The following is a 21,348-nucleotide window of genomic DNA, read 5'->3' on the forward strand; positions in this document are numbered from 1 at the left end:
CGTCTGAATCAGGCTGCGCCGGTAAGGGCGCAGCCTGTGTGTTAGCTGCAAATCCGCGCCACGGCTCGCGCGAATCGCGCCAGCCCCTCTTTCACATCCTGCTCAGGAATAACCAGTGAAGGGGTGAAACGCACCACGTCCGGACCGGCGATCAGGGCAATCACGCCCTCTTCGTTGGCCAACTGCGTGATCTGCTTCGCCTTGCCGGCGTAGTCCTTGGTCAACTGGCAGCCAATCAACAGGCCGCCGCCGCGGATTTCAGAGAAAATCGGATACTGCTGGTTAATCTTGTTCAGGCCGTCAAGGAACCACTGGTGGCGTTGCTTAACCCCTTCCAGCACTTCCGGCGTGTTGATGACGGAGAACACCGCGCCCGCCACCGCCGTCGCCAGCGGGTTACCGCCGTAGGTGGTGCCGTGGGTGCCGACGCTCAGGGTTTTGGCCAGTTCGTCAGTGGTCAGCATGGCGCCGATCGGGAAGCCGCAGCCCAGCGCTTTCGCGGTGGTCAGCACGTCAGGAACCACGCCGTACTGCATGTAGGCGTACAGGTCGCCGGTACGGCCCATGCCGGTTTGCACTTCGTCGAAAATCAGCAGCGCATCGTGGCGATCGCACAGCTCACGCAGGCCTTGCAGGAAAGCAGCATCGGCCGGCAACACGCCGCCTTCGCCCTGAATAGGCTCGACGATCACCGCGCAGGTGTTGTCGTTAATCACCTCGGCAGCGGCCGCCAGATCGTTAAATGGCGTGTGGGTGATGCCGCCCGGCAATGGCGCGAAGTCCTTGGAATACTTAGGCTGGCCACCGGCAGACACGGTAAACAGCGTGCGGCCGTGGAAGGCGTTGTTGAATGCCACAATCTGGTTCTTGCTGTGGTTGCCGTTATCCAGTGCGCGTTTACGCGCCAGTTTCAGCGCCGCTTCGTTGGCTTCTGCCCCGGAGTTACAGAAAAACACCTTCTCGGCAAAGGTGGCGTCAATCAGCAGTTTGGCCAACCGCAGCACCGGCTCGTTGGTATAGCCGTTGCCCAGGTGCCAAAGTTTGCCCGCCTGCTCCACCAGCGCTGCGGTCACGACCGGGTGCGCATGGCCCAGCGCGTTAACCGCAATGCCGCCAGCAAAATCGATGTAAGACTTACCCTGCTGATCCCATACCTGCGAGCCTTCTCCCCGTACCAGAATAAAATCAGCGGGGGCATAAACCGGGACCATCCAGTCGTCGAAAGACTGGCGGGTAACTGCGATTGGCTGTTCCATAATGACCTCATAACTTCAGCAAAGACTGAATTTTGACTGTAAAGGCCGCTCCAGCCTGGATGGTCCACAACAAAACATAAAAAACCGCGCCGTTCGATCCGTTTTTTAGCCGGTGATAACTCTGCCTTTCACCGCCTATGCAGAAACAAATCTGTTACATCATTCGCGTTTTTCGCTATTTATGCCGGGTATCAGGTCCTGTAACGGGGAATAAATGTTAACGAGCAGTTAAAATACATGCCGTTTGATAAAGAGTGTAGAGCAGCTATCGTGCCAAAACGGGATTTTTGGCGAAAAACGCGGTTTTTTTCGGTAAAACAACGGCTTATAATGCATACTTATTCAATAAATATGCATTGCTAATGAATAATTGGAAAAATAAGGCGAAAAATCATCATTGGCTGCGAAATCCTATTCAATGACAAAAAACTTCGATATTTCTGATCGCGCTCGCAAAAATAATTTGGCCTGATTTGCTCCCCATCACACTTTTGCCCCATTCAGGTGCAGAAAATGCACCGGATGCGGGCAAACCCGCGTCATTACAGGCTCTGCGTGCCACTGTGTGGGCCAAAATCGGGCGTGAAGCTGGGCAACTGCCGCGTCAGATCTCATATTTGTTAACTTGCCGAACAAAATGTTGACAGTCTGCTGACGCGATAATAGGTTAATTTCAATGGAACACGTGTTCCATGATGAAAAAACACACACCACATCGACTGCACAGGATCGGGGTTATCATGGCTCAAGTCTGCTTGCGTAATAATAAAAGAATCACCGGGGTCGCACTGGCCGTGCTGCTGGGCCTGCCCCTTTCCGCCAGTGCCAACACCAGCATTACCTTCGCCAACTATTTGCCCAATGATTACATCAACAAAGTGATTAAAGACTTTGAGGCGGCGCATCCGGACATTCAGGTGCAGTCGATCAAATGCGGCTTCGCCGACTGTCATCAAAAGCTGACCACCGCGTTGGCCGTTGGCCAGGGCGCCGCCGATATCTTCAGCGTCAGCACCATCAAACTCGGCAGCTTCGCCAACTCCGGCGGCCTGAATAACCTGAGCGCCCCGCCGTTCAGCATTGATAGCCAGGGCTGGCAGTTCGATCCTTCGATGATCAGCCTGGCGAAGGGTAATGACGGCAATATCTATGGCGTGCCTTACGACACCGGGCCGGTGATCATGATCTACCGTAACGACATGGTTCAGAAGGCCGGCGTCAAAATAGAAGACATAACCCAAAGCTGGGACAGCTTTATCGCCTTCGGTGAGAAGCTGAAAAAAGAGCAAGGCGCCTATCTGCTGCCGGCAGCCACCAGCCTGATCAATCCGCTGGTGGTAGGCATGAACAGTGAGCCGGGTAAGCCGGTATACACCAAAGACGGCAAGCCCAACCTGGATTCACCGCAAATCAAACAGCTGATGACAGTAATCAAAACGCTGTATGACAAAGGGCTGGCAGCCTCCCTGGACGGCTCCACCAACTCGCAGGAATACATCAAACTGTACCGGCAGGGGAAACTGTTCGCCGATATCGATGGCCCGTGGGACGAAGGCCGCATCGAGCAGGAACTGGATCCGGACGGTGCGAAAGCCGGTCTGTGGCGGGTGACGGGCGTGCCGGGCAATATCAAGGTCAACGCAGGCGGCACCACGCTGGTGATCCCCAAGCAAAGCAAGAATGCCCAGGCGGCCTGGCAGTTCATTCAATACTTTATGCAGCGTGACGTGGTGATCGACGCCGCGAAAACCGCCGGCACCTTGCCTGCACGCCTCGACGTGTATAACGCGCCTTACTTCGATACGCCCAGCAGCATTCTCGGCGGCCAACACTCGATGCGCTATTACGCCAGCCTGGTGCCGGACCTGAAGCCCGTAGCTTCCTCACCGGAAGACAATATCGCCAACGAAATTCTCAACGAAGCGGCGAAGAAGATCCTGGTGCAGCATCAGGACATCGACAGCACTCTGCGCGATGCCAATAAGCTGCTGGAGCGGCGGATGCGCGCCCTGTAATCATCAGACTGCGGCGGCTTACCGGCCGCCTTTTTTCGTTTTCCGACGGTTCGGGGAGTCTATGCGTAAGCGATTTTTCAAAGGGCTGCTGCACGATCACCGCACCGCCTACCTGCTGCTGCTGCCTTTCATGCTGCTGTTTGCGGTGTTCAACGCCTTCCCGATCTTCTTCTCGGCGTTTCTCTCATTCCAATCCTGGAACCCGGTAAAAGGCCTGAGTTCGATGAAGTTTGTCGGGCTGGATAACTTTTACTATGCCTTCACCGATGACGCCTTCTGGGTGTCGCTGGTCAACACCATTAAAATCACGTTGGTGTCCGGCCTGTGCCAACATCTGTTCGCCATCACCCTGGCTTATTCGCTGCTGCACATCATCGTGCGCGGCAGGCGTTTTTTGAAGGCGGCGATCTTCCTGCCCTACATCACCTCTTCCGTCGCCGTCAGCCTGATCGTGTTCAACCTGTTCTCGCCGGTCGGCATGGTCAACGAGCTGTTAAGCGGATTGGCCGCCAAGCTGCACCTGAGCGCGCTGGCCGCCGCGTTGCCGATCAACTTCTTTGACAGCGACTGGATCCGCTTCACCATCGCCAATCAGGTGACCTGGAAATTCACCGGTATCAATACGGTGATTTACATGACCGGTCTGGCCTCTATTTCGCCGGACCTGTACGAAGCGATCGAGCTGGACGGTGCTGGCCGCTGGCAAAAATTCCGCTATATCGCACTGCCGCTGCTGGCGCCCTTTATCTTCTTCGCCACGCTGATGACGCTGATCGGCAACATGCAGCTGTTCAATGAACCCATGATCCTGACGCAGGGCACCGGCGGCGTCGACAACAGCGGCCTGACGGTATCGATGTACGTCTACAAGACCGGCTGGTCCTATCTGGATATGGGCACCGCGTCGGCCATCTCCTGGATCCTGTTCCTGCTGATTGCGCTGGTGAGCGCGCTGGTGTTTTGGGGTTTCGGCAACCGTGGAGGACTCAAAAATGATCGCTGAGGGCCGCCGTTTCGACACCGGCAAGCTGGTGATTTACCTGTTGGTATCGCTGTTCGCCTCGCTGTCGCTGTTCCCGTTCTATTGGTCGGCGTTGCTGGCGACGCAGGACACCCGCAGCATCATGGGCATGTCGCTGCGCTTCGGCAGCCACCTGCTGGAAAACTACCGGGGGCTGGAGCAACAGGTGCCTTTCACCCGCTCGCTGCTCAACACCCTGTATGTCACCGCCATGGCCACCCTGACCAGCGTGCTGGTTTCCGCGGCGGCGGGCTACGCCTTCAGCGTCTATCAGTTCAAGGGCAAAAAGGTGTTATTCACCACCCTCATGTTGACCATGATGGTGCCCAGCGTGGTCAATCTGGTGCCCTACTTCTTCGTGATTAAAAGCGTTGGCTTGCTCGATCAGTTTGCCGCCGTCTGGCTGCCCGCCGGGGTGAATATCTTCGGGATTTTCCTGGTACGGCAATACGTCAGTTCCTCACTGCCCAGCGAAATACTCGACAGTGCACGCATGGACGGTCTGAATGAACTGCAGATATTTTTGCGTATCGGCCTGCCGCTGATGCGCCCGGCGCTGCTGACGGTAGCGATCGTGGTGGTGGTCGATACCTGGAACAACTTTATGTTGCCACTGGTGGCATTGCAGTCGCCGGACAAGCAAATTCTCCAACTGGTGCTGCGCAGCCTGAGCGGCGCTACCGCCACGCCGTGGAACCTGGTGATGACCGGCAGTTTCCTGGCGATCGTCCCACTGCTGATCGCCTTTATCTTCTCGTCCAAACAAATGATGGAAAGCCTCACCCGTGGGGCGGTCAAAGGGTAACCTTATGCAATTCATTGATATTTACATTGAAAACGACACTGCGGCGCGCCAGCAAATCACCCTGTTTACCGCTGCGGAAGGTTCGCTGCCGGTAACGCTGCAAAATGCCGGCCTGCAACAGGCCGCCGTCGGCGTGCTTTATCCGCTGGGTGACGGCCGTTTTGCGCTCAATATCGGCCCTTCCCTGACTCCCGCGGCCCTACAGGATGCCGGTGCCGGTATCGCCGCCGGGCAAAAACACTTCGGGCTGCAGCACCTGCGTCTGACACTGGATGAAGGCTCATCGGCCAGTACAGAAACCTGGCGCTGGCTGCTGTTCGGCCTGCGTCTGGGCGCTTATCGCTATCAACATCATGCCAGCGCTACGCTGACCGACCCGACCCAGCCGTTAGCCAGCCATGATGCGACAACGCAGGCGCTGTGCGACTGGGCCAATCTGCATGCCGAGGGCGTGATCATCGGACGTGAGCTGATGAATAAGCCGGCCAATATTCTCTATCCGCAAAGCTTCGTGGCGGCCGTCGCGCAATTGGCCTTTACTCATGTGCGCCAGGAGGTGCTGGATGAAGAGCAGATGGCACAGCTTGGCTTCGGTGGCCTGCTGGGCGTTGGTCAAGGCAGCGCCCGCGCATCGCAATTACTGATCCTCGATCACCATCCCGCCAACGCACGCCATACTCTGGCGCTGGTGGGTAAAGGTGTCACCTTCGACAGCGGTGGCATCAGCATCAAAGGTGCGGCACGCATGAGCACCATGAAGTTCGACATGGGCGGTGCGGCTGCGGTGGTGGGCGCCATGCGTATCATCGACGCGCTGCAACTGCCGATCCGCGTGATTGGCCTGTGCGGCCTGGTAGAAAACATGCCCTCCTCCCGCGCACAGCGCCCCGGCGACGTGGTAACCATGCACAACGGCAAGTCGGTGGAAATCATTTCAACCGACGCCGAAGGCCGCATGGTGCTGGCGGACGTCATCAGCTATGCCCAGCAGCGCTTCCAGCCCGACTTTTTACTCGATATCGCCACCCTGACCGGCGGCGCAGGCGTGGCGCTGGGCAAGGAGTATGCGGCCATGATGGGTAACGACGACGACTTTCTGGCACAGGTCACCCAGGCGGGCAAGGCCAGCGCCGAGCCGGTGTGGCCAATGCCGCACGGCGGCTGGTATCGCGGGGTATTGAAGTCTGAATTTGCCGATTATCGTCACGGCGGTGAAGATCCGCACGGCAGCCCGTGCGTGGCGGCGACCTTTATTGGCGAGTTCGTGCAGCCGGGCCAGCGCTGGGCGCACCTGGATATTGCCGCCATGTCTACCGATATGCCGCACCGCAAGCTGTACGCCAACGGCGCGTCCTCATTCGGCGTGCTGCTGCTGGCGCGATTGAGTGCCGTGCTTGCCCAGACGGAGTGCGAATGATGGCTTACGTAGAACTGGTTGATATCAACAAACGCTATGACAACGGTTACCAGGCCGCCAGCGACGTGAATCTGCAGGTGGAGAAAGGTGAGTTTGTGGTGCTGCTCGGCCCGTCCGGCTGCGGCAAGTCCACCACGCTGCGGATGATAGCCGGGCTGGAAACCCTCTCCTCCGGCGAACTGTTGATCGACGGCGAACGCATGAACGAGGTGCTGCCCAAATACCGTGATATCGCCATGGTTTTCCAGAGCTATGCGCTGTACCCGCATATGACCGTCTATGAAAACATGGCGCTGTCTTTGAAAATCAAAGGAATGGCCAAAGCGGAGATTGCCACGCAGATTGCCGCCGTGGCCGAAATGCTGCACCTGACGGAATTCCTGAAGGTCAAACCCGGCCAGCTTTCCGGTGGTCAGCGTCAGCGCGTGGCGTTGGGCCGGGCGATTGTTCGGCGGCCCAAGGTGTTTCTGTTTGACGAACCGCTCTCCAACCTCGACGCCAAACTGCGCAACCGCATGCGTCAGGAGTTGTCTGCACTGCATAAGGCGATCGGCGCGACCATCATTTACGTCACCCACGATCAGGTGGAAGCCATGACCATGGCGGACAAAGTGGTCATCATGAATCAGGGGAAAGTGCAGCAGATCGGTACGCCGCTGGATCTTTATCATCGCCCGGTTAATCGCTTTGTCGCCGAGTTTATCGGTTCGCCGCAGATGAATCTGTTTGACGTGCAGGTTCTGGTGCAGGGCGAGCAGATCGTATTGCAGGGCGACTCTGGTTTGCTGCTGCCCTTGAGCGCCGCCGAATTCCCGGCGCTGGCAGCAAGAGGAGGCGACTGGCTGACGCTGGGCTGTCGTCCGGAAGCGTGCAGCATCAGCGCGCCACGGGCAGAACCCCACTTGAGTGGAACACTGGTGTACAGTGAAAACCTGGGCGCTGAGAGCAACCTGTTCGTACAGGGTGACAACGGTGCGCAGTACATCGTCAAACAGCACGCCCAACTGCAGTATGCCCAGGGCCAGCCGCTGGCCATTACGCTGGATATCACCGCCCTGCACTTTTTTGATCCGCATAGCGGTCAACGGGTAGCTCAAAGCGGGGAAACAGTGTTGCCGGCTGGCATTCTGTGAGACCATATCGCCGCTGCGTGCCTCTGCCGCAGCGCCCCGTTTTCCGTTGAGTAGCTGCCGTATGCCGATGAAAAAAGTCACCTCTCACGATGTCGCCCGCGTGGCCGGCGTTTCACGCACCGTGGTGTCACGCGCCTTTTCCAATCAGGGCCGGGTCTCGCAAAAGAACCGCGATCTGGTGATGCGCGTCGCCAGTCAGTTAGGCTATGCGCCAGACGCCATCGCCCAGAGCCTGCACAGCGGCAAAACCGGCTTTGTCGCGGTGGTAGTGAACCACTTTCACGATTTGTCTGACCTGGAGTTTTTCGATCGTCTGGTTGAACAACTGCAGAAGAGCAACCGGCAGGCGGTGATGATCCGCCTGGAAGGCATTGACGATCCGGCCAACTACCTGAAGCAAACCATCTCTTACCATGTCGATTCTGCCGTGGTGTTCGCCGACAACATCAGCGCGCGTGCAGCAAAAGATCTGTTTCGCATCGCTACGCCCATTATGCTCAACGGTTTGGCGGGCGACGCCCTGTGCGACGCTCTCAACGCCGATGAGTCACCCAGCCTGCAACAGCTGGCGGCACTGATGGCGCAAAAGGGTCAACGCCGCGTGGCGCTGCTCGGTGGCCGCAGCAGCGCCCACGGTGAACAGCTGCGTCAACAAACCTTTCTGGCTCATGCCGCACAGCAGCAGTTAGAGATTGTCGCGCAGCTGAGCGGCGACTACAGCTACCTGAGCGGCTTTAACCTCGCGCCGCAGCTGCTCGACGCGCTTCCGGCTCCGCAGGCCATTTTCTGCACCGCAGACTCCATGGCGATGGGGGTGATGGACTATATTCGTTTGCACACTTCGCTGCAGATCCCTCAGGACGTCGCGGTTTACGGCTTCGACGATATCCCGATGGCAGCCTGGCCGAGTTACCAACTCACGTCGGTACGCCGAGATATGGACGCAATGATCGCCGCCATCGTTCGGCTGGTCGAACTGCGCAGCGGCAGCCCCCAGGCTGCGCCGCAGCAGGTAACCATTCCCACCGAGTTGGTGGTTCGCGCGTCCTGCTAAACCGGTAGGGGTGAGCCTGTTCGGCCCAATTTAACGCATTGATGATGCTATTGGGCGCAGCATGCCGCGCCCCTTCCATAAACCACAGAGCAGCGGGTCAACGGGTGGTTATAATCTCCGCATCGCGCAATTCCGGCGCTGCCATACCGCTCTGCCACAGCCAATACTGAATTGGGCCCGGGCAGTTAAGGCTGACGACCTTATGCTTTCCGTCCTTATCGATGGCGTGAATAGTCACCCCTTCGGTGTAGCCATCTTTCAGGTAATTCAGATCCTCGATGGCCTCGTACACCGCCTGTTCCAGCGTCATGCCCATCTTCATATACAGCACCACTGCGCGGCTGGTACCGCAGCGAATGGTCATTTCCCCGGTGTGGGTACAGGCACAGGCGCCATAGCGGCTGTCGGCATAGGAGCCGCTGCCGATGATCGGGCTGTCCCCCAGTCGCCCCGGATATTTCCACGCCCAGCCTGACGTTGACGTCGCCGCGCTGAGCGTGCGCCCACCATCCATGGCTAAAAATACCGTGGTGTCGCGCACCCGTTCTGGATCGGTGGCATTATTCGACAACCCTGCCAGTGGGATATTCGGCCAGTTGCGAAGCTGTTCGGCGTCCATCGCCTGCTCCAGTTTTTCCCACCAGACACGCTTGGAGTCGGCAATCAGGTTGTCACCCGCCAACGCGCCGATCTCAGCGGCGAAACGTGCCGCTCCGGCGCCCACCAGGATTTCATGGTTAAGATCTTCCATTACCCGATAAGCGACTTCCACCGGATGCAGATAGCCTTGCAACGCTCCCACCGCACCGGTGCGCAAGCTGTCGCCGTCCATCACCGAAGCATCCAGCTCCATCTCACCCAGCACGTTGGGCCAGCCGCCGAAACCCACCGTACGTACGCTCGGATCCAGCTCCACCAGCTTGATACCCTCAACGATGGCACGCAGGCCATTCTGCCCCTGTCGTAACCGTTCGGCAGACAGACCGATACCCGGATGTCCTTCAGAGTTTGCAATCACAATCATAGGGTTATGTTTCCCGCACGGCGTTCAGCGCTAAAAGAAAGGCACCGGTAATGACCGGTCATTCGCCCCCATGGAACACGTGTTCCATGGTGATTAAAAAATATCGCTGCCCACCTGAAAAGTCAAACCGAAGCGGTGAAAAGCGTGGCGTGACGCGCCTTTTCCAACAGGGCACACACCACTAAGCCCACAGGCACATTGTTCTACTACACTGTGATCTCACCAGAAGATTTCATCCCCCTGTGCCAGAGGAATCAAGATGTCCAAGAAAACTGTTGATCTCACCCAGCCTGCAGCACAGCACGATATCCGTACCTTTCTTGATGCGCTGAACTCCAGTGACGCCAAACCCCTGGAGCAGTTGAAGCCGAAAGAAGCGCGTAAGGTGATGGAGGGCCTGCAAAGCGGTACCGAAGTCCCTCTGCGTGAAGTCGAAATCAGCGAAAAAACCATTCACGTCGATGGCCAGGATATCCTGTTGCACATCGTGCGGCCGGCCAAAGCAAAGGAGAAGCTGCCGGTATTCATGTTCTTCCACGGCGGCGGCTGGGTGTTGGGGGACTTCCCGACCCACGAACGGCTGGTGCGCGATCTGGTCCACAGCTCCGGCGCGGCGGCGGTGTTCGTTAACTACACCCGATCGCCGGAAGCGCCTTACCCTGTCGCCATCAATCAGGCCTACGCGGCGACCGAATGGGTGGCCGAGTACGGCGAGAAAATCAACGTTGACGGTTCACGTCTGGCGGTCGTCGGCAACAGCGCCGGCGGCAATATTGCGGCGGTGGTCAGCCTGATGGCGAAAGATAAAGGCACGCCTGCCCTGCGCAGCCAGATCCTGCTATGGCCAGTGACCCACGCCAATTTCGATACCGAGTCTTACCACCAGTTCGGCGAAGGTTATTTCCTCACCCGCAATATGATGAAATGGTTCTGGGACCACTACACCACCGATAAAGCCCAGCGCAAAGAGATCTACGCCTCGCCGCTTAACGCCACGCTGGAACAGTTGAAAGGCCTGCCACCGGCGCTGGTGCAAACCGCCGAGCTGGACGTGCTGCGCGACGAAGGCGAAGCCTACGCCCGCCTGCTCAATGCCGCCGGAGTCGAAGTCACCTCCACCCGTTATAACGGGCTGATCCACGACTATGGCTTGCTCAACGCGATCGCAGAAGTCCCGGCGGTGCACTCGGCCATCCATCAGGCCGGGCGTGCGCTAAAACATTATCTGGCCTAAGCTCAGCCGACATAATGGCAGGCCACCCGATGTCCTGCCGCTACCTGCCGCAATGCCGGGGCCTGTTCCCGGCATTGCGCAGTGGCCTGCGGACAGCGAGTATGAAAGCGACAGCCCTGCGGCGGTTGGGCAGGGTCAGGTAATTCTCCCCGGGCCATCGCCTGCGGCTGACGGTGCGGATCCAAACTGGGTACCGCGGCCAACAGTGCCTGAGTGTAAGGGTGCAGCGGCCGACGAAACAGCGCATCGCGATCGGCGCTTTCGACAATCTGCCCGAGGTACATTACCGCTACGTCCTGACACAGATGCTCCACCACCCCAAGATCGTGCGAAATAAACAGGAAAGTCACCCCCTGCTGTTCCTGAAGATCGGAAAACAGGTTGATGATCTGCGCCTGAATAGAGACGTCCAGCGCCGAAATCGGTTCGTCGGCGACGATAAACTCCGGCTGCAGGATCAGCGCACGGGCTACGCCGATGCGCTGGCGCTGGCCGCCGGAAAACTCGTGCGGGAAGCGCCCGTAATGCTGTGCCGACAACCCGCAGATTTCCAGGGTGTCTATCACCCGGTCTCGCAGCTCGCTCTTTTGCGCCAAACCGTGCTGCAGCAGCGCTTCGCCAATCGCATCGCCTACCCGCATTCTCGGATTCAGAGAGCTATACGGGTCTTGAAACACCAGTTGCATCTTCGGGCGCATCGCGCGCCGCTCGCGGGCGCTGAGCGCATCTAACGCCTGTCCTTTGAACAGTACCTCACCGGCGGTCTTTTCATGCAGCCCCAGCAGGGTTCGGCCTACGGTGGTTTTACCGCTGCCGGACTCCCCCACCAGGCCAAAAATCGTTCCCCGGCGAATGCTGAAGCTGACATCATCCACCGCCCGCAGTTGCCCGGTAGTCTGACCGAATAGCCCTTCACGCAGCGGGAAATATTTCTTCAGCCCTTTTACCTCCACCAAGGGTTCAGCCAACATGAATACGCCCCCCGGCATTCAGGAAACAGGCGGATTGCCGCCGCCGATCGCCATACAATGGCGGAATACCGTCACGGCAGCGGGCGCTCGCTTTGTCACAGCGTTCGGCAAAGGCGCAGTAGTCCGGCAAACTGGCCAGATCGGGCACCTGACCGGGGATCGAATACAACCGCCGCCGTCGCTGCCCCGCCACCGGCCGCGAGGCCATCAATCCCTGAGTGTAAGGGTGCTGCGGGTTGGCCAGCACTTCATGCGTGGCCCCCTGCTCGACAATACGCCCGGCGTACATCACCACCAGCCGATCCGCCATCTGGGCAATCACCCCGAGATCGTGAGTAATCAGCATCATCGCCATATTGTGCTTACGCGCCTGCTCGCGCAGCAGCGCCAGAACTTGCGCCTGCACGGTGACATCCAATGCGGTAGTGGGTTCGTCGGCAATCAGCAACGCCGGCCGGCAACTGATGGCCATGGCGATCATGATGCGCTGCAGCATGCCACCGGAAAGCTGGTGCGGATAGCTGGTCATCAGCTGTTCGGCGCGTGCCAGTCCGACCTCGGTAATCAGCGCCGTGGCCTCCCGCCAGGCCGCTTTTGGCGCAGTCCCCCGATGGCGGATTAACGGCTCAACCAACTGCTCACCGATGGTCAGCACCGGGTTCAGCGCGCTCATCGGCTCCTGAAAGATCATCGCCAAACGGTTACCGCGTAAATCGGCCATCTGTTGCGGGCGTAGTTTCAGCAAGTCCTGGCCGTCGAAATGGATTTCACCACCGTCGATTTGCGCCAGCGGTTGCGGCAGCAGCCCCATCAGCGCCATCGCGGTCACGCTTTTACCGCAGCCGGACTCACCAACGACCCCCAGCGTTTGTCCGGCATAAAGGTCAAAACTCACCTGTTGCACCGCCCGCACCCGCCCTTGTTCGCCCTGGAAGGCTACCGACAGTTGATTAAAGGCCACCAGCGGTTGGCTCATCGTCTTACCCCGTTCATTTTTGGATCAAGCGCGTCTCGCAGGCCGTCGCCGAGAATATTAATCGCCACCACGGTGATGAAAATCGCCAACCCCGGCGGCATCCACAGCCAGGGGCGACGTTGAAAATCGATCAGGCTGTTGGCGGCGTCCATCATGTTGCCCCACGACGGCATTGGCGGCACCACGCCCAACCCCAGATAGCTCAGGGCCGATTCACTGAGAATGGCATTAGCGACGCCCATGGTGGCCACCACCACCAGGATCGGAATGGTATTGGGCAGCAGGTGGCCGAAGATACGCCGCCGGGTGGATAACCCCAGCACCTCAGTGGCCAGCATGAAGTCACGCTCGCGCAACGACAAAATTTGCCCGCGCACCAGCCGCGCCAGCGACGGCCAACCCAGCAGGCTGAGCATGATCATCACCATGTAAATACGGTAGTCCGGCGAAACGTCCAGCTCCGACAGCATCGCTCCCATGATGATCAGCAGCGGCAGGCTGGGAATGGTCATCAACAGATCGGCAAAGCGCATAATCAGCTTATCCACCACGCCGCCAAGATAGCCGGACAGCGCCCCCAGCAGGTAGCCGAGCGTGACCGACAACAGCATCGACACCAGGCCAATGGTCAGCGAAATACGCCCCGCCAGCAGCAGGCGGGTATAAATATCGCGACCGAGAAAATCGGTGCCCAGCCAGTGTTGTGCGCCGGGTGCCTGATTGATATTCAACGCATCGCCGGCATCGTCCTGCCAGGGCGACAGCATCGGGCCGAACAGGCACAGCACCGCCATCAACACCAACAGCAGCAGTGAAATCATCGCCAGGCGGTGACGCCGCAGCCGCTGCCAGGCCTGGGCGGTCGGCGGTGGTGATAGCTGCGCCAGCGCCGGGAGTTGCGCTTGCCGCCAACGGCGACGACGCCCGAAAAACAAGGATGCCAACATAGTTACCTCAAACGAATGCGCGGGTCGGCATAGGCGTACAAAATGTCCGCCAGCAGATTGCCTAAAATGGTCAATACCGCCAGAAACAGCGTAAAGCCCATCAAGACCGGGTAGTCGCGCGCCGCCAGCGAATCGAGATGGATGTGCCCGGCGCCCGGCCAGTTGAAGATTTTTTCGGTGATCAGCGCACCGGAAAACAGCGCGGGTAGCTCAAAACCCAACAAGGTGATGATCGGCAACAGCGCATTCCGCAGCGCATGCCGCAGGATCACCGTCTTTTCCTTCAGCCCCTTGGCGCGTGCGGTACGGATATAATCCATGCGGATCACGTCCAGCATGCTGGCGCGGAAATAGCGCGTCAGGGTGCCGGCCTGCAGCATCACCAACGCCAGCACCGGCAGCAACAGGTGCGCCGCCACGTCCAGTGCCCACGCCAATCCGCTGGCTTCGCTACCGGTGCGCAGCATGCCACCCGCAGGCAGCCAGTGCAGATCGACGGCGAACCATTTGATCAGCAACAGACACAGGAAAAAGGTGGGAAACGACATGGCACCGAACACCGCCACGGTCACCAGATGATCGAACAGCGAATAGGGTTTCATCGCCGAGGCGACACCTACCGCCAGCGCAATGCCCCAGTACAGCACCAGCGCCACCGACGCCAGCAGGAAGGAGTTCCAGATGTACTGATTCAACAAGGTACTGACCGGGATCTGGTATTGCAGCGAGAAACCGAGATCGCCCTGCAGCAGTTGACCGAGCCAGTGCAGATAACGGCTGAACAACGGCTGATCCAGCCCGTAAAGCGCCCGCAGCTCAGCCGCGCGCTGCGGCGTCAGGTTGATGTTGCCGTCGATAAAGTCACCGGGGGTCAGCGCGAAAATAAAGAAAATCAGCAGCGATGCCAGCAGCATCATCGGAAGGGTTTGCAGCAAGCGGCGCAGGATAAAATTTCTCATGGTGTTTTCCGTCACCGCTGCCCAAACCGGCGCAGCGGTGCCTTACCGTTACTGAGCGATCTTGACGTCCGGCAGGCTGCCGGTCAGGCCGTTGTATACGTCCGGTTTAAAGCCGGTGACGCGTGCGCTGCTGGCGCTGAGCACTTTACGGTTCCCCAACAGGATCACCGGCGGATCTTCAGCCAGCACCTGATACAGATGGTGATACAGCGGCTTACGCTGCTCGATGTCCAGCGTGGCGTTAGCCTCGCCAATCAGCTTGTCCACCTGCGGATTGCTATAGCCGGTTTCACTGACCTGACTGATGAAATCGCGTACCCCGTCGTGCGGATCATTCAGCCCGCTGGTACTGAGCGACGCCAGATCGTAATTACCGGCCTTGCGTTGCGCCAGCAGCGCATTGAAATCCAGCACCTGCGGCTTCAACAGCACGCCAATCTGCCGATAGTTATCTTTGGCAATCGGCACCAGCGCGTCGTTAATCAGCTTTTTGGTCACCAACAGCGTCAGCTCCAGCTTTTTACCGTCCTTCTGGCGAATGCCGTCCGCTCCCGGTTTCCAACCGGCCTGATCCAGCAGTTGCTTGGCTTTGTTGACATCGTAAGCATAGGGGTTGATCCCCTTGGGATCATAAGCCCAGGAAACGGGTGAGATCGGCTGATTGGCGACCGAACCGTAACCCTGGTAGACCACGGTGATCAGCTTTTGCCGATCCAGCCCGTAAATCAGCGCCTGACGCACACGCGCATCCTGCAGTGCCGGGCGTTTAAAGTTGAAATCCACCCGGCTGTAGTCGCTCGAGCTGTACAAATTGATATTGGCGAAGCCGAGCAGCTTCAGCTGTTCAATATCATCCGGTTTGGAAGTAAAGGCGTCGTAGTCGGTTTCACCGGTCTGGAACAGCTGGAAGTTGGTAGAAGGGTTGGTCACGCGGTAAATAAAACGCGCCACCGCTGGCTTACCGAGATAGAAGTTCGGGTTGGCGTGAAAACGGATCTCCTGACCCGGCACGTATTTGTCGTAAATATAAGGGCCATTGCCTAACGGCTTGCCGTTCAGCGCACGCACGCTGTCCAGCTTACCGCGCTGATACTCCTTGCCGTAATAGGCTTTCGACAGCACCGGCCCGCCGATCAACTGCAGCGTAGTCGCCCCCGGCTGGGTGGTGGTGATTTGAAGCGTACGATCGTCGATCACCTTTAGCCCGCTGATGCTGGGGGCAGTTCCGTTCTTGTACTCCGCCCCGCCCTGAATGTGCGCCGGAGTAATGTCGGTCTCTCCGTCATAGGCCGGGTCATGCAGCAGCGTCAGGGTAAAGGCAATATCTTCGGCCTTGATTGGCGAGCCGTCGCTGTTGACCAGATTAGGCCGCAGTTTAATGGTGTAGACCCGGTTGTCCGGGCTGACCTGCCAGGACTCTGCCAGCCGCGCCACAGGCTTGCCCTGGCTGTCCAGACCAATCAGCCGGGTAAAGATCACGTCGGTGACGTTCTCATCCCAGCCATTGCTGAACAGATAGGGATTGAAGTTACCCTGAGGTTCAAGAATACCGGCCACCACGGTGTCTTTACGCAACTTGGCCGCCGCCGGCACCAGGCTGGCATCGCTGGCCGGGGTAATACCTTCCGCCAAGGTTTCCGCCTGCACGCTAAATGCCAGCCCCACGGCACAGGCGATCGCCAGCGTAACCAGCCGCTTTTGTAAAGGTTTGATTGCCTTGTTTTTTATTTTTCTCACCCACTGCCCCTCGTTTACCCGTTGATAAATGTGACAAAATTTATCGCAGAGTAATCGGCGGCCGGGAGGCTGTCTAACAACGAAACCGGCATTCTATTGCCGGAAATCGCAATATGAATTTTTCTATTGCGATAGCCGGCCGTTGGGTGGAGTTTAGCCTGCCGGCTCGAGCTGCCGGATAAGTTTGGCTAAGGTCTGGATAGCCGCTTCATGCTTGTCGCTCCAGTCGAAAGAGGCGTTCAGTCGGAAGCAGTGGTTGAAATGGTTGCCGGTGGTGAACATCCTGCCCGGCGCGATACTCACCCCCAGCGCCAGCGCGCGCTGATACAGCTCCATCGACGACAACGCCGGATCCAGCTCTACCCACAAAAAGTAACCGCCATCTGGCTGGCTGACCTTCACGGTCGGAGGGAAGTGGTGAGCAATCGCCTGACGCATCATGCTCTGACGCTGAGCCAGCAGCCGACGCAAGCGCCGCAGATGGGTATCGTAGCCACCATGCAACAGATAATCAGCGATCGCCAGCTGGGTGGGCACGCTGGTGGATACCGTGCTCATCAGTTGCAAACGCTGGATCTGCTGTGCGTAGCGCCCGGCAGCCACCCAGCCCACGCGAAAGCCCGGCGCCAGACATTTGGAAAACGACGAACAGTGCAAAATCTGTCCGCCCTGGTCTAATGCCTTGGCCGGCTGAGGGCGCTCAGCGCTGAAGTACAGTTCACCGTAAACATCGTCCTCAATCAGCGATATCTGCCGCTCGCGCAGCATGCCCACCAGCCGCTGTTTATTCTCTGCCGGCATCGAGGCGCCCAATGGATTCTGGAAGTAGGTCATCAGCCAGCAGGCCTTGATCGGGTACTGTTCCAAGGCATGTTCCAACGCATCCAGATCGATGCCGTCCTGCGGATGGGTCGCGATCGCCACCGCCTTTAACCGCAGCCGCTCCAGTGCCTGCAACGCCCCGTAAAAGGCCGGGGACTCGATCGCCACGTAATCCCCCGGCTGCGTCACCGCCTGCAGGCTAAGGCTCAGCGACTCCATGGCTCCGGCGGTAATCACGATTTCATCCGGGGCCACCTGCATGCCGCTTAAAGCATAACGCTGGGCAATATTGCGGCGCAGCGCGTCGTTGCCGGGCGGCAGGTTAGCCAGTGAACTGTGCGGGGTAAATTTGCGCGCTACGCTGCTCAGCGCCCGCGCCAGCTTCGGCTGAGCAAACAGCGTGGCATCGGGAAAGGCCGAACCGAACGGGACAATGCCTGGGTCTTTGCACGCCTGCAGCACGTCGAAAACAAAGGTGTTGATGTCTACCTGCTCGCTCAGCAGCAGTTTCTCCCCGCGCGCCGGCTGCGGCAGCGGCTGCGGACGCGCCGCCACGTAATAACCGGACTGCGGGCGCGCAACGATCCATCCCTGGCTCTCCAGCAGTTGATACGACTGCACCACCGTCATCAGACTCAGGCCTGCGCGTTTACCGCTTTCCCGCAGCGAAGGCAGCTTGTCCCCCGCCCGCCATACCCGGTTCTGGATCTGTTCACGAATTTGTTGTGCAAGCTGCTCGTATCTGGTCATAGGCCTTAACTGTTATATGAAAAAGTGAAATAACTGTCACTATTATAGTCACTGTACTCCGTGCTTAACTTGACGCCAAGCTTTCCACAAAAAAATTACAGCTATACTGAAGAGGTTATTTTATGTCCAACCCAAGGAGGCGCCATGCTGGGTCTTGATGCACTGGAACTTGCCAGAATACAGTTCGCCTTCACCGTTTCTTTCCATATTATTTTTCCCGCAATCACCATAGGTTTGGCCAGTTATCTGGCGGTGCTGGAAGGGTTATGGCTGAAAACGCGCAATGAAGCCTATCGCGATTTGTACCATTTCTGGTCAAAAATTTTCGCCGTCAACTTCGGCATGGGCGTGGTTTCCGGGCTGGTAATGGCCTATCAGTTCGGTACCAACTGGAGCTTCTTCTCTGAGTTTGCCGGCAGTATTACCGGCCCGTTGCTGACCTATGAAGTGCTGACCGCCTTCTTCCTCGAAGCCGGTTTCCTTGGGGTGATGCTGTTCGGTTGGAACCGCGTCGGGCCAGGGTTGCACTTCTTCGCGACCTGCATGGTGGCGCTGGGCACCCTGATTTCCACCTTCTGGATCCTGGCTTCCAACAGCTGGATGCAAACGCCGCAGGGCCACGAAATCATCAACGGCCAGGTGGTACCGGTCGACTGGCTGAAAGTGATATTCAACCCGTCATTCCCCTACCGTCTGTTGCACATGTCGACCGCCGCCTTCCTGTCTTCGGCCTTCTTCGTGGGCGCTTCCGCCGCCTGGCACCTGCTGCGCGGGCGTGATACGCCGGCAATGCGCAAAATGCTGTCGATGGCGATGTGGATGGCGCTGATCGTCGCGCCGGTACAAGCCCTGATTGGTGATGCGCACGGCCTGAATACGCTGAAGTACCAACCGGCGAAGATTGCCGCCATTGAAGGCCACTGGGAAAACCCGCCGGGAGAGGCCACGCCGCTGATCCTGTTCGGTTGGCCGGACATGGAGCGTGAAGAGACTCGCTTCAAGCTGGAAGTGCCCTATCTTGGCAGCCTGATCCTGACTCACAGCCTGACCGAACAGGTCCCGGCGCTGAAATCCTTCCCGCCGGAAGATCGCCCCAACTCCACCGTGGTGTTCTGGTCGTTCCGCATCATGGTGGCGCTCGGCATGCTGATGATCCTCGCGGGGGTGTGGAGCCTGTGGCTGCGCTGGCGCGGCGGGCTGTACCAGTCGCGTCCCTTCCTGTACTTCATCCTGTGGATGGGGCCATCGGGGCTGCTGGCGCTGCTGGCGGGTTGGTTCACCACCGAAATCGGCCGACAGCCGTGGGTGGTCTATGGCCTGCTGCGTACCAAAGATGCGGTCTCTGCGCACGGTGATTTGCACATGAGCATCAGCCTGCTGGCGTTTATCATCGTTTACTGTTCGGTGTTCGGCGTGGGCTACTCCTACATGATGCGCCTGATCCGTAAGGGACCGCAGCAGCATGAAAGCCATGAAGACGACACGGACGGCAGACCGGCTCGCCCGCTGTCTGCGGTAAAAGAAACTCTGGATGACAGGAGCTGAGCATGGGCATTGATCTTCCGTTGATTTGGTTTGTGATCATCGTGTTCAGCACCATGATGTACGTGGTAATGGACGGCTTTGATTTGGGTATCGGTATCCTGTTCCCCTGGGTCAAGGACAGCGGTGACCGCGATGTGATGATGAACACCGTCGCACCGGTGTGGGACGGTAACGAAACCTGGCTGGTGCTGGGCGGTGCGGCGCTGTTTGGCGCCTTCCCGTTGGCCTACGCGGTGATCCTCGATGCGCTGGCCATCCCGCTCACCCTGATGCTGTTCGGGTTGATCTTCCGCGGCGTGGCCTTTGAATTCCGCTTCAAGGCCAAGGAAGAAAAGCGGCATATCTGGGATAAGGCGTTTATCTGGGGCTCTCTCTTCGCCACCTTCAGTCAGGGGGTGGTGGTGGGCGCCATCATCAACGGCTTCCCGGTCAACGGCCGCAGCTATGCCGGTGGTGCTTTAGACTGGCTGACGCCGTTCGCGCTGTTTTGCGGGTTGGGGCTGGTGGTGACCTATGCACTGCTGGGCTGTACCTGGCTGGTGATGAAGACCGCCGGGGATCTGCAGGCACGCATGTATCGGTTGGCGACGCCGCTGCTGATCACTTTGCTGCTGGTGTTGGCGGTGGTCAGTATCTGGACGCCGATTGCCCATCCCGAGATCGCCAGCCGCTGGTTTACGCTGCCAAACCTGTTCTGGCTGCTGCCGGTACCGGTATTGGTGTTGCTCAGCGCCTGGGGCATCCAGCGCGGCGTGAAAAACGCGGCGCACTATTCGCCGTTCTTGCTGACCCTGCTGCTGGTGTTCCTCGGCCTGAGCGGCTTGGGCATCAGCATCTGGCCGCTGTTGATCCCACCGTCCATCACCCTGTGGGACGCCGCAGCCCCACCGCAAAGCCTGGGCTTTATGCTGGTCGGCGCGCTGTTTATCATCCCGATTATCTTGGTCTACACCTTCTGGAGCTACTACGTGTTCCGCGGCAAGGTCAGCCATGAACAGGGTTACCACTGATGAGGGAAGACATTATGCAAAATAAAACCGCATCCGCTCCGGCCCCCTGGTGGAAGCGCGTTGGCTGGCTGGTGATTATCTGGAGCGCCAGCGTACTGGGGCTGTTCCTGGTCGCCTCGATGTTCCGCCTGCTGATGACCGCCGCGGGCATGAAATCGGAATAAGTTGAGCGCTATCTGGCCGAAGTATTGGGGAAGTAGAAGGAAATAACCAGCGTTACCAAGGGTAGCGCACCAATTTTCAACAGCTCGAACACTTGCCTGATAGGCTCGCTTTGATCCCAATAAGCTTGGGCGGTAAAACGCCCACGCTTATCACGAAGATCCCGCACAGCACCTGACGCGCCAAGCGCAAACGTTCCATTTCATCGAAGACCAATATCTCCTTCAGGTACCCCCTGGCGGCCTCATCGTGCAGGTTTGCGTTTTCGGTGCTCATGGGAAGATCCCCACGACTCGCCCCACGGCCTCCAGCTCTTTGCCATTCTCCCGCACGATGCCAAGGGACGTTCCGTTCTGTTTCATCCAGTGCTTATCGGCTATGGCTATCAACGCAAAGGCCATCTTGATCACCTCGGTTTTCTCCATCCCATGGCGCCGGGCTATATCATTCAGATCGTCATCAATCTTATTGGATAAACGGATCGGCAAACTGCGCATACTCCACCTCCTG

General features: G+C 58.5%; 19 protein-coding genes and 1 pseudogene. 10 read left to right on the forward strand and 10 right to left on the reverse strand.

What is annotated here, in order from left to right; genetic code table 11:
* Window positions 1-41 precede the first annotated feature (41 nt).
* A complete protein-coding gene (locus tag M2407_RS08260; RefSeq protein WP_128864731.1) occupies window positions 42-1,256 on the reverse strand; it encodes an aspartate aminotransferase family protein in 1,215 nt (404 codons plus the stop codon).
* Between the two features lie 740 nt (window positions 1,257-1,996).
* Here M2407_RS08260 and M2407_RS08265 point away from each other — a divergent pair.
* From M2407_RS08265 to M2407_RS08290, 6 genes are all read left to right on the forward strand, one after another.
* Window positions 1,997-3,271, forward strand: a complete 1,275-nt coding sequence (locus M2407_RS08265; RefSeq protein WP_020827408.1) for an ABC transporter substrate-binding protein — start codon at window positions 1,997-1,999, stop codon at window positions 3,269-3,271.
* Window positions 3,272-3,332: 61 nt separating this feature from the next.
* The gene (locus tag M2407_RS08270) at window positions 3,333-4,274 is read left to right on the forward strand and encodes a carbohydrate ABC transporter permease (RefSeq protein WP_046373311.1); all 942 of its coding nucleotides are present in this window, start codon (window positions 3,333-3,335) and stop codon (window positions 4,272-4,274) included.
* Window positions 4,264-5,097, forward strand: a complete 834-nt coding sequence (locus tag M2407_RS08275; RefSeq protein ID WP_020827410.1) for a carbohydrate ABC transporter permease — start codon at window positions 4,264-4,266, stop codon at window positions 5,095-5,097. Before M2407_RS08270 ends, M2407_RS08275 begins: the two co-directional genes overlap by 11 nt.
* A gap of 4 nt (window positions 5,098-5,101) precedes the next feature.
* Entirely contained in the window at window positions 5,102-6,514 is a 1,413-nt protein-coding gene (locus M2407_RS08280; protein WP_130016300.1) for a M17 family metallopeptidase, read from the forward strand.
* Window positions 6,514-7,647 (forward strand): ABC transporter ATP-binding protein, encoded by a 1,134-nt coding sequence (locus tag M2407_RS08285; RefSeq protein WP_041415470.1) that lies wholly within the window; start codon window positions 6,514-6,516, stop codon window positions 7,645-7,647. The genes M2407_RS08280 and M2407_RS08285 overlap by 1 nt, the downstream gene beginning before the upstream one ends.
* Window positions 7,648-7,708: 61 nt before the next feature.
* Window positions 7,709-8,701, forward strand: coding sequence for a LacI family DNA-binding transcriptional regulator (locus tag M2407_RS08290; protein WP_122079646.1), 993 nt, complete (start codon window positions 7,709-7,711; stop codon window positions 8,699-8,701).
* 97 nt (window positions 8,702-8,798) lie between these two features.
* Here the strand turns inward: M2407_RS08290 and M2407_RS08295 are convergent, their stop codons facing one another.
* Window positions 8,799-9,725: a N(4)-(beta-N-acetylglucosaminyl)-L-asparaginase gene (locus M2407_RS08295; protein ID WP_129982710.1), complete on the reverse strand. Its 927-nt coding sequence runs from the start codon at window positions 9,723-9,725 to the stop codon at window positions 8,799-8,801.
* 259 nt (window positions 9,726-9,984) lie between these two features.
* Here M2407_RS08295 and M2407_RS08300 point away from each other — a divergent pair, with 259 nt between their 5' ends.
* A complete protein-coding gene (locus tag M2407_RS08300; RefSeq protein ID WP_128864735.1) occupies window positions 9,985-10,959 on the forward strand; it encodes an alpha/beta hydrolase in 975 nt (324 codons plus the stop codon).
* Window positions 10,960-10,961: 2 nt separating this feature from the next.
* On the opposite strand, the gene M2407_RS08305 is transcribed toward M2407_RS08300, so the two are convergent.
* The 6 genes from M2407_RS08305 to M2407_RS08330 form a co-directional block, all read right to left on the reverse strand.
* On the reverse strand, window positions 10,962-11,930 hold the full coding sequence (locus M2407_RS08305; protein ID WP_122079648.1) for an ABC transporter ATP-binding protein: 969 nt from the start codon (window positions 11,928-11,930) through the stop codon (window positions 10,962-10,964).
* Window positions 11,920-12,906, reverse strand: coding sequence for an ABC transporter ATP-binding protein (locus M2407_RS08310; RefSeq protein WP_128864737.1), 987 nt, complete (start codon window positions 12,904-12,906; stop codon window positions 11,920-11,922). Before M2407_RS08310 ends, M2407_RS08305 begins: the two co-directional genes overlap by 11 nt.
* Complete coding sequence (gene opp4C / locus M2407_RS08315) at window positions 12,903-13,853, reverse strand: oligopeptide ABC transporter permease (RefSeq protein ID WP_122079649.1); 951 nt, start codon at window positions 13,851-13,853, stop codon at window positions 12,903-12,905. The genes M2407_RS08310 and opp4C overlap by 4 nt, the downstream gene beginning before the upstream one ends.
* Before the next feature lie 2 nt (window positions 13,854-13,855).
* Window positions 13,856-14,812 (reverse strand): ABC transporter permease, encoded by a 957-nt coding sequence (locus M2407_RS08320; protein ID WP_020827419.1) that lies wholly within the window; start codon window positions 14,810-14,812, stop codon window positions 13,856-13,858.
* A gap of 48 nt (window positions 14,813-14,860) precedes the next feature.
* On the reverse strand, window positions 14,861-16,549 hold the full coding sequence (locus M2407_RS08325) for an ABC transporter substrate-binding protein (protein ID WP_129940748.1): 1,689 nt from the start codon (window positions 16,547-16,549) through the stop codon (window positions 14,861-14,863).
* A gap of 153 nt (window positions 16,550-16,702) precedes the next feature.
* Window positions 16,703-18,121 carry a PLP-dependent aminotransferase family protein gene (locus tag M2407_RS08330; protein ID WP_046373304.1) on the reverse strand — a complete coding sequence of 473 codons (1,419 nt, stop codon included), beginning with the start codon at window positions 18,119-18,121 and terminating at the stop codon, window positions 16,703-16,705.
* Between the two features lie 144 nt (window positions 18,122-18,265).
* On the opposite strand from M2407_RS08330, the gene M2407_RS08335 reads away from it, so the two are divergent.
* The 3 genes from M2407_RS08335 to M2407_RS08345 are packed head-to-tail and all read left to right on the forward strand — an operon-like array spanning window position 18,266 to window position 20,840.
* On the forward strand, window positions 18,266-19,666 hold the full coding sequence (locus M2407_RS08335; RefSeq protein WP_020827422.1) for a cytochrome ubiquinol oxidase subunit I: 1,401 nt from the start codon (window positions 18,266-18,268) through the stop codon (window positions 19,664-19,666).
* A gap of 2 nt (window positions 19,667-19,668) precedes the next feature.
* On the forward strand, window positions 19,669-20,676 hold the full coding sequence (cydB, locus tag M2407_RS08340; protein WP_020827423.1) for a cytochrome d ubiquinol oxidase subunit II: 1,008 nt from the start codon (window positions 19,669-19,671) through the stop codon (window positions 20,674-20,676).
* A 14-nt stretch (window positions 20,677-20,690) separates the two neighbouring features.
* Window positions 20,691-20,840: a DUF2474 domain-containing protein gene (locus tag M2407_RS08345; RefSeq protein WP_071844604.1), complete on the forward strand. Its 150-nt coding sequence runs from the start codon at window positions 20,691-20,693 to the stop codon at window positions 20,838-20,840.
* 8 nt (window positions 20,841-20,848) lie between these two features.
* On the opposite strand, the pseudogene M2407_RS08350 reads toward M2407_RS08345, so the two are convergent.
* Together M2407_RS08350 and M2407_RS08355 are read right to left on the reverse strand one after the other, a co-directional pair.
* A pseudogene (locus M2407_RS08350) lies at window positions 20,849-21,114 on the reverse strand (hypothetical protein).
* Entirely contained in the window at window positions 21,111-21,335 is a 225-nt protein-coding gene (locus tag M2407_RS08355; RefSeq protein WP_020827426.1) for a hypothetical protein, read from the reverse strand. The pseudogene M2407_RS08350 and the gene M2407_RS08355 overlap by 4 nt, the downstream one beginning before the upstream one ends.
* Window positions 21,336-21,348: the final 13 nt, after the last annotated feature.

The organism is Serratia sp. BIGb0234 (genome assembly GCF_024809915.1).
In the GTDB taxonomy this organism is placed as follows: domain Bacteria; phylum Pseudomonadota; class Gammaproteobacteria; order Enterobacterales; family Enterobacteriaceae; genus Serratia; species Serratia liquefaciens.